Origin of the sequence: Cesiribacter andamanensis AMV16 (genome assembly GCF_000348925.1) — a bacterium.
GTDB lineage: Bacteria > Bacteroidota > Bacteroidia > Cytophagales > Cyclobacteriaceae > Cesiribacter > Cesiribacter andamanensis.
On the sequence record NZ_AODQ01000059.1, the window covers coordinates 16,605 to 27,411 of the forward strand.

The 10,807-nt window shown below is 54.4% G+C and carries 10 protein-coding genes; 3 read left to right on the plus strand and 7 right to left on the minus strand.

Features of this window, described 5'->3' with window-relative positions; translation table 11 throughout:
• Positions 1 to 20 precede the first annotated feature (20 nt).
• The 3 genes from ADICEAN_RS11885 (at position 21) to ADICEAN_RS11895 (ending at position 3,343) form a co-directional block, all read left to right on the plus strand.
• Positions 21 to 1,727: an ABC transporter permease gene (locus ADICEAN_RS11885; protein WP_009195849.1), complete on the plus strand. Its 1,707-nt coding sequence runs from the start codon at positions 21 to 23 to the stop codon at positions 1,725 to 1,727.
• Complete coding sequence (locus tag ADICEAN_RS11890; RefSeq protein WP_009195850.1) at positions 1,687 to 2,721, plus strand: ABC transporter ATP-binding protein; 1,035 nt, start codon at positions 1,687 to 1,689, stop codon at positions 2,719 to 2,721. The genes ADICEAN_RS11885 and ADICEAN_RS11890 overlap by 41 nt, the downstream gene beginning before the upstream one ends.
• 181 nt (positions 2,722 to 2,902) lie before the next feature.
• The gene (locus ADICEAN_RS11895; RefSeq protein WP_009195851.1) at positions 2,903 to 3,343 is read left to right on the plus strand and encodes a hypothetical protein; all 441 of its coding nucleotides are present in this window, start codon (positions 2,903 to 2,905) and stop codon (positions 3,341 to 3,343) included.
• Here the strand turns inward: ADICEAN_RS11895 and ADICEAN_RS11900 are convergent.
• The 7 genes from ADICEAN_RS11900 to ADICEAN_RS11930 form a co-directional block, all read right to left on the minus strand.
• The gene (locus ADICEAN_RS11900; RefSeq protein WP_009195852.1) at positions 3,340 to 3,609 is read right to left on the minus strand and encodes a DUF493 family protein; all 270 of its coding nucleotides are present in this window, start codon (positions 3,607 to 3,609) and stop codon (positions 3,340 to 3,342) included. The genes ADICEAN_RS11895 and ADICEAN_RS11900 overlap by 4 nt on opposite strands.
• Positions 3,610 to 3,752: 143 nt before the next feature.
• A complete protein-coding gene (locus ADICEAN_RS11905) occupies positions 3,753 to 5,864 on the minus strand; it encodes a peptidylprolyl isomerase (protein WP_009195853.1) in 2,112 nt (703 codons plus the stop codon).
• Positions 5,865 to 5,954: 90 nt separating this feature from the next.
• Positions 5,955 to 7,250 (minus strand): hemolysin family protein, encoded by a 1,296-nt coding sequence (locus ADICEAN_RS11910; protein WP_009195854.1) that lies wholly within the window; start codon positions 7,248 to 7,250, stop codon positions 5,955 to 5,957.
• 9 nt (positions 7,251 to 7,259) lie between these two features.
• Positions 7,260 to 7,511 (minus strand): hypothetical protein, encoded by a 252-nt coding sequence (locus ADICEAN_RS11915; RefSeq protein ID WP_009195855.1) that lies wholly within the window; start codon positions 7,509 to 7,511, stop codon positions 7,260 to 7,262.
• On the minus strand, positions 7,498 to 8,043 hold the full coding sequence (gene lptC, locus ADICEAN_RS11920) for an LPS export ABC transporter periplasmic protein LptC (RefSeq protein ID WP_009195856.1): 546 nt from the start codon (positions 8,041 to 8,043) through the stop codon (positions 7,498 to 7,500). The genes ADICEAN_RS11915 and lptC overlap by 14 nt, the downstream gene beginning before the upstream one ends.
• Before the next feature lie 68 nt (positions 8,044 to 8,111).
• Positions 8,112 to 9,458 (minus strand): hypothetical protein, encoded by a 1,347-nt coding sequence (locus tag ADICEAN_RS11925; protein ID WP_152426406.1) that lies wholly within the window; start codon positions 9,456 to 9,458, stop codon positions 8,112 to 8,114.
• Positions 9,459 to 9,468: 10 nt separating this feature from the next.
• Complete coding sequence (locus tag ADICEAN_RS11930) at positions 9,469 to 10,752, minus strand: hypothetical protein (protein ID WP_236612904.1); 1,284 nt, start codon at positions 10,750 to 10,752, stop codon at positions 9,469 to 9,471.
• Between the last annotated feature and the right edge of the window lie 55 nt (positions 10,753 to 10,807).

Consider the following 10,807-nt stretch of genomic DNA (forward strand, 5'->3'; position numbering starts at 1 on the left):
TGCCCTGTTTTTCTATTAAAATGGGGGAAACAAAAAAGCATCCGGTACGGAAATGGGGCCTTGGGCTCCGCTATCGCTACACCCACTGGGCGGTGCTGGCGGGCATTCCTGCCCTGCTGGTGGCTATTCCCTTTCTGACCATACTAGCGGGCCTGCTAAAGGGGCCCGGCGCCAACTGGCCGCATCTGGTGCAGACCGTGCTGCCCGACTATGTGCTAAACTCCCTGCTGCTGCTACTATATGTAGGCAGCTGTACGCTGGTGGTGGGTACTGCCTGTGCCTGGCTGGTCACTACCTGCCAGTTTCCGGGGCGCAGGTTTTTTAGCGGCGCCCTTATTCTGCCTCTGGCGCTGCCCACCTACATTGTGGCCTTTGTGTATGCGGGCATCACCGATTATACCGGGCCGCTGCAGCGCTTTTTGCGCGGGCCACTGGGCTTTAGCCATGAGCAGGCCTCTGTAGACATCATGAACATGGGCGGCATTGTGTTTGTGCTGAGCGCGGTGCTTTACCCCTATGTGTATGTGCTGGCCAGGGGGGCCTTTCAGTTGCAATCCCGCAGCCTGCTGGAATCGGCCCGCATGCTGGGCAGCGGGGCCTGGCGCATGTTTTTTGGGGTGGCGCTTCCCATTGCCCGGCCGGCGCTGGCCGGAGGCCTTTTTCTGGTGCTGATGGAGCTGCTTAATGATTATGGGGCGGTAAAGTACTATGGCATCTCTACCTTTACCACCGGTATCTTCCGCAGCTGGTTTTCCCTTGGAGATTTGCAGGCGGCTGTGTACCTCTCTGGCCTGCTGCTGCTGCTCATTGGCCTGCTGATTGCGCTGGAGCGCTGGCAGCGGGGCAAAGCCCGCTACCATGCCGCCAGCAGCGCCCAGCATACCCTTACCCCCTTTCGGCTGCGGGGCCTATGGGCTTTTGCGGCTTTTCTGGCGTGCCTGCTGCCTTTTCTGGCTGGTTTTGCTCTACCGGTGCTGCAGTTGGTGGTGTGGGCGGCGGCCACAGCGCATAAGGTAGTGGATGCCCGCTTTTGGGAGCTGATGGGCAACAGCCTGCGCGTATCGGCCGGGGCGGCCCTGTTGTGTGTGCTGCTGGCCCTGGTGCTGGTGTTTGCCGGCCAGCTGAGCCGGGGCAGGCTGCTGAAGGTGATTACACGCCTCTCTACGCTGGGCTATGCCATTCCTGGAGCTGTGATTGCTGTGGGGGTATTGATTCCCCTGCTGGGCTTTGACAGGCAGCTGAGCGGCCTGCTGGGCAGCCTTGGCGGAAAGCCGGGTGGGCTGTTGCTCACCGGGACGATCTTTGGGCTGTTGATGGCCTATGTGGTGCGCTTTCTGGCCGTGGCCTACAACCCTGCCGATGCGGGCATCAAGCGGGTGAGCCCCTATATGCTGGATGCTGCCCGTTCGCTGGGCTACCGGCCGCTAGCCGTACTCTGGCATGTGTACCTGCCGCTGCTGCGGGGCCCGCTGCTGAGTGCTGCCCTGCTGGTATTTGTAGACGCCATGAAGGAGCTGCCCCTTACGCTCATTCTGCGGCCCTTTAACTTCCATACGCTGGCTACCAAAGCCTTTGAGCTGGCCGGAGATGAAATGATTGCCGAGTCGGCCAGCCCGGCGCTGGTGATCGTGCTGAGCGGACTGTTGCCTGTACTCCTGTTGAATACCCTTATTACCGTAAAACCCCGTGCTGGAGCTAAAGAACCTGTACAAAAAATACCTGCGTAAAGATAGCTGGGCAGTCAGAGACCTGAGCCTTCGGGTAAACCGGGGGGAACTGCTGGCGCTGGTGGGCGAGAGTGGCAGTGGCAAAACCACACTGCTGCGTCTGATTGCCGGCTTTGAACTGCCCGAGGAGGGCGAGATTTACCTGAACCAGCAGAGGGTCTTTGGGCAAGGCACCTTTGTGCAGCCCGAAAAGCGCCGCATAGGCATGGTTTTTCAGGATTATGCACTTTTTCCGCACCTTAACGTAGGGCAGAACATTGCCTTTGGCCTGCAGAAATGCTCAGGGGAGCAGCGGGACAGGCGCCTGCAGGAACTGCTTGAGCTGGTAGGCCTGCAGACACAGGCCCATAAATTTCCGCATCAGCTCTCAGGTGGCCAGCAACAGCGGGTAGCACTGGCACGGGCACTGGCTCCCCGGCCCGATATTCTGCTGCTGGACGAGCCCTTCAGCAACCTGGATGAAGTATTAAAAGAACAAATGCGCCGGGAAATGCGGCGCATCATCAAAGAAAGTGACATTACCGCCCTTTTTGTCACCCACGATACGCGGGATGCCCTTACTACCGCCGACCGGATCATTGTGCTGAAGGAGGGCAGTATCCACCAGGCCGGTTCTCCCCAACAGGTGTACGAACAGCCGGGCAATGCTTATGTAGCAGGCTTCTTTGGACATGTTAACCTGCTACCGGCTACTGCCGGCCCGCAGGGGTACCTAACCCCCCTGGGCTTAATTAACTGCCACCCGGCAGCCCAGGCAGCGGAAAGAATACAGCTGTGCATTCGTCCCGAGCACATTGTGCCCTGTGCAGCGCAGCAGGCACTTTTTACCGGAAGGGTTGAGGAAGTGGTGTATTTGGGCAGCCAGCAAAGGGTGCATCTGCAGACCGAAGCCGGCCTGCTGATTGCGCATCTGGACGCTCTTGAAAAGGTAACCCCCGGGCAGTTGCTGCCTTGTCGCATTAAAGTAGCGCATATTACCCCAATTGCTTCGTAATTCTTTATTTTGCACCCTAACCTTACATATAAATCTGCCAGCGGCAAATGATCGATCATGCTGATAATCAGCTCAAATGAATGCCAGCGCTTAAAAGTCGGAAATAATAGCCGCAGATTTCTTGCACTACTTGCCTATATTTTTATACATTGTAGGCAAATAGTACCTTCGTAAGGTTATCATGAACTCCTCCCTAACCCTCACCAGCCTGGCCAGCCTCAGGAAAAGCTATTTCAATGTACTGGCTTTTTACATGCTTGATGAAAATAGCTGCGCCGACAAGCTTAGCTGCCTACTGAAATGGGGGGCTGAGCTCGAGATAAGCAAGTCAGAGTTGCTCCGGCTCATGAAAAACCCCTCCCTGCTGCCCTATCAGTCGCCGGAAAGCACCATAGATGCCCTTGCCCAGATCTATGACCTGGTGTACATGGTCTATATGGATGGCATTGTGGAAGATGTGGAACTGGCCGTAGTTACGGAATATGCAGCCCAGCTGGGCCTGGAGCCCTGCACGGTAAATGCGCTGCTCAAAGCCCTGGTAGCTGCTCAGCTGGATGGGGTAACCAATGAGGCCCTGCGCTCCGATATTATTGTGCACCCCGAAGTGTACGTAGAAGCCTAGAGGGCAATCAGCCCCTCTATATGCTGCGCCCGCACATAAACCTCTATAATAGCGTCACTTGATTCGGCCATTACCCGGGCGGTAAGGCTGGTATAATTGCCTTTACTTGATTTTTTCTCCAGCACTTCAGATTCCGGGAAAAGCTCCCGTACTTTTTCTTCATTCCCCTGCGGTACTATAAACTTAAAGGTATAGGCACTGGGCCAGGTGTATTCGATCTCCAGTTTTTCCCGGAAAGAAGCATACCGATTTTCTCTCTCTGCCATGGGTAAAAAGTTAGTTAGTATGTAAACGCTCAGGCCCTTTCAAAGATTCATTTGAGCAATCTTCACCTACAGGCCGTTGTACAAAGGGTCTAAAATCAAAAAAAGCTGCCTTTAGAGCAGCTTTTTTTGGGTATTCTACAGGCCTAGAAGAATCTGTAACGCTTGTCTTCAATCTCGGCCTTTTCTTTAATGGCTTCCATGATCATGGCGGCGGTGCGTCCGTAGCGGCGCTGCTGCACCTGCTCTTTTACAGCGGCATAATCGGCAATCTCGGCAGGCTCGGTCTTATTCACCGTTTCTACCATCACAATGCCCTGCTGCACCTCTATTGGAGCAGAGCGGGCACCCTCGGCCTGCCCAAAGGCGGCACCAACGGCAGCAGGTGCATACCCTACCGTAGCCAGGGAGAAGGCGCTGGGTTTAAGATCACTGGCCGTATACACACTGGCATCGGCGCCATATTTCTGAGCAATCTCTTCCAGGCTGCCCGACATGGAGGCCAGTCGGTCGCGGATGATCTTTGCTTTTTTCTCATTCTTCACCAGTGTGGTTACTTCTTCCCGTACATCAGCTACAGGAGCCAGTCCTTTTTCGCTGGAGCCGGTAAGGACGGCTACTACATACTGATCATCTACCTCAAACACACGGGACACATCCCCCTTGTCAGTATTGTCTTCAAACAGCCACATCACCAGCTGGCGGGCATTGAAGAGGTTGCCTACGCGGCGGTCGTTCTGACCTACGCCACGGGCTTCTTCTACGCTAAGCTTCTGCTCTTTGGCCAGGCGGTCAAAATCACCCTGATCGTTGGCCTCGGCAGCAAAAAGCTCTGCTTTGCGGTAGGCTTCGTTGCGGGTCTGATCACCGGCTACCAGATTGGTTTGTACGCGGGCCACTTTATACACCTGGTTGGTCTTAGGCTCGGTTACGTTGATCAGGTGGAAGCCATAGTTGGTTTCTACCACGCGGTTCACCAATCCTCGTTCAGATCTTTCAAAGACAGCCTTCTCAAAAGGCTCTACCATGCGGCCTTCGGCAAACCAGCCAAGGTCACCTCCGCGGGAGGCTGAGGGGTCATCGCTATTTTCGCTGGCCAGCTTGGCAAAGTCGGCTCCGCTGCGCAGCTGCTTCAGCAGGCCTTCGGCTTTCTGGCGGGCTTCGGCCTTCTGCTCGGGGGTTACCCCTTCGCCGGCGCGGATCAGGATATGGCTGGCACGGGCACGGTACTGGGCATCGGTAGCAATGCTGCTCAGCTTGTAAAGCACGTAGTTATCTTCCTGCTGAAAGGGGCCATACACCTGGCCCTGCTCCAGCTGGCCCGATACCTGCTGCAGCTCTGTTGGCAGCTGGTCCAGTCCATAGGTAGAGAAGGCAAGTCCGCCCTCGCTGTTACGCACGGCAAAAAGAGAGTCGTTGCGGGCAGCGGCCAGGTCTTCCTTCAGCTGGTTCAGCTGACGGGTAAAGGAGTCGCGGTCCACATCAGAAGCCTGAACGGGAAACAGCACATACTTTACGCTGCGCGTAGCCTCGCTCTGGTAGCGGCTCTTGTTCTTCTCAATATACTGCTGCAGCTCCTTATCGGTCACCTGCACGGCAGAGTCACCAATGGAGTAGTAGGGAATGTAGAGGTATTTGATCTCGGCTACGGCATTCTGGCTGGCATATTCGCGGCGGGCCTCGGCATTGGTCACATACTCGCTATAGAGCAGCAGGTTGTCGTATTTTACACGGGCACGGGCCGGGCGCAGGGTTTGCTCAAACATGTACCACTGCATTTGCTGCTGGGGGGGCATGTTCTGAATATTCTGCAGGTAATTTACCAGCTGGTTGCGGTCAAATTCGCCGGTTTCGGGATTGGTAAAGGCTTGCTGGATCTCGGGGCTGATGTTATCGCCCTGTACCATGTCTACCATTTCCTCGTCGGTAACGGTAAGGCCAAGTTTTGAAAACTGCTTGCCAAAGGCTTTCTCAGCAATAAGGGCATCCCAGGCCTGGTTGCGGATGGCCGCACGCTGGGCTTCGTTCAGGGGAGCATTGCTGCGCATCTGATACTGGTTCTCCAGCTCATCTACCTTGTCATTAAACTCCTGGATATTGATATCCTGCCCTGCAATTTCGCCTACCGAACGGTCGGGCGAACTGAAACTTGAGCCCGGGCCAAACAGATCGGCCATGATAAAGGCCAGAATTGCTACGCCAATGAATACCAGAACCAGTACTCCAAGCTTCTCTCTAATCGTGTTAATCACTGCCATTTTCTTGCTTTGAAAGAATCGCAAAATAAGGAGATAAAACCTTAATATCAAAATATTACCCCCTTGCGCCCCTGCATTTCTGTGTAGGGTTTAGCTTTCGCCGTCGCGGTAGAGGATCTGCAGGCGCACGGTGTTAATCCGGTTGCCCAGCAGGCTTTGTATGGTAAAGAGATAGGGGCCTATGCGCACCTCTTCATTTACGGGGGGTATGTCCTCATGCTCGGAGAGAATAAGGCCGCTAAGGGTATCGTAATCGCCGGTGGGCAGATGCCATCCCCATTTGTCGTTGAGGTAATCGATTTCGTGGCGGGCGCTCAGCAGCCAGGCATCGGGCGCCAGCTGTTGTTCTATGAGGTCTTCCTCATCATGCTCATCATGGATCTCGCCAAAGATCTGCTCAATGATGTCTTCCATGCTTACAATGCCCGAGGTGCCGCCAAACTCATCTACCACCAGGGCCAGGCTTTTGTGCTCGGTAATGAACTGAATGAGCAGTTCATTGGCCAGCATGGTTTCCGGCACAATGATGATGGGGGTAAGGATGGCCTGCAGATCCTTGGGCTTCTTGAAAAGCTCCAGCATGTGGCAGTAGCCAATTACCTCGTCGATGGAATCCCGATAGACCAGTATTTTGGAGTGGCCTGTTTTGATAAACTCCTGCTTGAGCGCTTCAATGCCCTCTTCAATATCAATGGCTTCCATTTCGGTGCGGGGAATCATGCAGTCGCGCACCTTGATGGTCTTAAACTCTAGGGCATTGTTAAAGATGCGGGCATCTACCAGCTCCTCTTCCTGTCCGGCCTGGGGGCGGGCCACATAGCGCTGGATAAAGTTGTTGAGGTCTACCAGCTGAAAAACGGGCCGGTCGTCGGGCATCTCGTGCCGCAGCACGTAGCGGATGATCCATTTGCTGGCGCCGATGATCACCCGCACCAGCGGCCACATGATCCAGTAGACTACCTGCATGGGCAGTGCCAGCAGGTGCAGCAGCCAGTTGGGGTTGAGCAGAAAAATACTCTTGGGGGTAAACTCTGCCGTAACCAGTACAATAAAGGTAGAAACCAGCGTCTGCAGCACCAGCACCAGCGAATCGCGCACCTCATTGCCCAGCCCGGCAGGCAGCATATTGCCAATGATGGGCTCCAGCACCAGGGCCATAAAATAGCCGTACACCACCAACGAAATGGTGTTGCCAATAAGGGTGGTGCCGATAAAGCCGGAAGGGTTGTTGATGAAATAGGCCAGGATGCGGCCGCTCAGGCTGCCCTGCTTACGCTCCAGCTCTATCTGCAGCCGGTCGGCCGACACAAAGGCGATCTCCATGCCGGAGAAAAAAGCCGAAAAGATCAGGGACCCCAGAATGACGTAAATAACGGACCAATCCATACCTGAGCTTTATGTACGTTTGCGTTTTGATTTTGATGCGCCGGACCGCTGCTGCCCCTGCTTAGGGCTTCCGCTGCCTGCCTGCTCCTGTTCCTGGCTTCTGCGCCGGCGCATGCTGTACCACAGCCACAAGACCAGCGTAAGCATGAGCCAGATGTAGGCATAGGCCAGCCCGCGGCTAATGATCTCGTAGATGCTGATCACCAGGCAGCCGGCACTTAGCGACAGCAGAGCCGTATCCAGGGTTTTATTGTTCTTCATCGTCGTCGTCGCTAAGCATGGTGGTACCCTCTGGATTCAGGATGGTGTACTCCGAGAAATCCTGTTTGGCCTCCAGGCCTACCCCCCAGAGGGTATCCAGTTTCTCGGTGATCATGACCCGGGCTTTGGTAAAGATGCGCTGGGTAGGCGGCGACCAGTGCAGGGTATCGGTGTGCAGGCTGTTATGGTCTTTTTTGCCGTCGATGAGCACATTGCCTACGGCCGTGTAGCGATCGCGCTCCCGGAAGTAGTACCCCTTGTCGGCCTTAAGGGTAGAGGAGGTGCTGCCATCGGGCTCATAAAACTCAATGTAGATGCCCTGGGGAAATTCTGAGTTCCCATTGTCGTACTCAAAGCGCTTGGGCGCCTCCACGCGGATGCGCACCACGGCCGAATCGCTGTAGAGCGTTTCAATGCTATCGGCCTCCATCATGGGCCCCACATAGGGGGGCAGATCGGCTATTTCTTCATTGCCATCGCACCCCCAGATGCCCAGACTCAGCAGCAAGAAGAGAACCAGTACGTGTTTCATTTGGCAAAAGTAAAAAAAGCGGCTTAAGAAAAGCCGCTTTTTTGGATCTATTCGAATTTATGTAGGTCTTAGTCGCGTGTGCGCAGGGTGGTGCTTTCACCAATCCAGCAGCCTACCCGGATGGGCTCGCCTGCCTGCTTGTTCTGGTCGAACAGCTCGGCCTTAGAGGGGAACTGGGCTTTGGCTTTGGCCATACCGTTAGAGTCGCCTGCTTTCTGATACATATCATAAGCGGCCAGGAAGATGGCACGGTCCTGCACAATATCCTGCTGCTGGTAGCACTCGTTGCTGCTGAAGTACAGGTTACCAATCAGGCTGTAGGCTCTGGAGGCTGAGCTTGGGTCAGACTCGATGGCTTTGTAGGCCAGTGAACGGGCCTCTGATTTGGCGCCCCGGTTGGCAGCACTTACAGCCTGCTCCAGGATAAGTTTGCCTTTGTCGGCAGGGGTCTTGGCCATGCTGATGGCATCGGCCATGTAGCGGTTGGCATCGGCAGAATTTCCTTCCTTGGCGCTACGCTCATACAGGTAACGGGCCATCTCAAAGGTTTTCTCATTGTTGTAGATGGTTTTCAGAGAAGCCATGTACAGCGGGCTATCGGAGCAGTTACCGGCACGCAGCAACTTGAATACCTTTTTGGCGGCATCTACATCGTTGGGGTTCTGCTTCATGCGGGGGCCAAAGTTCTGCTCCACAAATTTGCAGTCCACATTTACGGTTTTTACCAGCAGATCATCTACAGAGGCTTTGTACTTGGTGATATTTTCGGCCTGGTCGGGATATTGCTCCTGGGCTTTATCCAGCGACTGCACGATCATATCATAATAGTCCAGTGCCTGATCATCGGTAAGGGCCTTGGGGTTTGCCGTTTTGTAGCGCTGCATGGCCACCATAAAGGCAACTGCATTGGCATACGACATATTCTCCTTATTGAGGTCGGCGGTGCGCTTCAGGCTTTCATACACCATTGGCAGGCGCGTCTTGTCATTGATATAGTATTTGTAGGCATAGTAGGCCTTGCGCTCGGCTATATCGGCCTCGCCGCCAAAGTGCTTCTGGCGCAGATCGAACAGGGTAAGCACAGAGTCCTGGTATACTACCTTTTTGGCTTTGTCCTGCGCAGAATTGGCCAGCTCGTCGTAGATCTCAACGCCATTGATATAGATGGCCGGGTTGAGGTTTGGCGTATTCACCAGCAGCCAGTGCAGGGCATTGGCAGCCTCGCGGTGCTGGCCCATTTTATAACTATCGTTGTACAGGGCATTTTTTTCCTGAGCCTTGGGCTTGTTATCGCCCCAGTTCCACTCAGTCATGGGATTTCCCTGTTGTGCGGCAGCCTGCTGAGCGTTTGCCACACCAAATGCTCCGATAAAGAGCGCCATCCCCAAAAGTGCATTTTTCATTGTCGTCTTCATACTAAAATTCTTAATCGTACCTATACCTTTCAAACCAACGTTCATTTAGGGTTACCCCCAGGTTGATGCGGAAGAATCGCTCCCGGATCAGATCGTTTTCAGTTTTGCCCCGTTGTCCCAGCAAGAAGCTGGTATGTACGCCGGAAGCACCAACTGGAAAGGTTACGCCAAAATTTATGCCAAACTCATTAATTTGTTCACCATTTATTCGAAAAGGTGTTTTTTCTGCTTGTACACCCGTACGATACGTTATTCTGCTAAAGTAGTTTCTGGAAAAATAATCAGGGGTCCACTCGCCGCCCAGCGCAACGCGGTAGCTGTTGCCCATGCCTTCATTATTCCCCTGCTCAAAGTTCTGATACTGCTCCCAGTTTTGCAGGCGCACATCCGCTCCTACCATATAATGCCACAGCCGCCCAAAGGAAACGCCCGCCCCAATCGCTGCAGGTAAAAGCATTTTACCGGGGTAGTTGTTTGCAATTGTATCACTATAAATTGGACTATTTCCGGCTCCCTGCAAGCGCTGGGCACTGTAGAAGCGTTTGGCATTCAGGCTGGCCTCCAGCTCATAAGAGATACCGCCCATGATATAGGTTTGCCGTTCGGTATTAAGGTCTTTACGATAGCCGATGCCGCCGGTGAACATAAAGTCGGAGAAGCTGGTGCGGTTCAGGTAATAGGCGGTGTAGGTGGTAGCCGCTACGGTATCGCCCAGCATGGTGGTAGATACTTCGTTGGTGATGTTGCCAAAGACATACGACACCCGGCCGCCAATGGTAAGCCCCTTGTAGATGTTGATGCCGGTAGCAGCATAGGCCTGGGTAAGGCCGCCACTGCCCTGATACAGTACGGTGGCATTGCTGTTGGGCAGGCCCTGCACCGGCTCGGTAGCCTGCAGGTTGTAGCTTACGGTGCTGTAGGGGGAGAGGCCAATGTTGAGGGCCATTTTGTTGCGCAGCAGCGGAAAGGCCACGGCCAGGTAATCAAAGCCGCCACTGCTGAGGCGGTCTTGCGTATCGGTAGTGGCCAGGCGGCGCGATTCTACACTAAAGCCCGCCAGCGCGGTGGTGTAGTACGCATTGTAGCCCAGCATTGCCGGATTTTGAATGGAGATGAATAGTGGATGTGTATTTCCTATTCCCACGCCCCCCATGCCCATGTTGCGGGCTGTGGCCATGCTGTTGATATTCCCTATGCCACGAACCGTGTAGGGGGACTGCCCTACCTGTGCCAGGGCGCCGGTGGCGGCCATAAGGCTAAACAGCAGGAGCAGAACATTACTTCTGCAAAACATTGTATCGTAAAATCTCATTGAGCCCGTATAGCACCAATTCAGGAACCACAAAGAT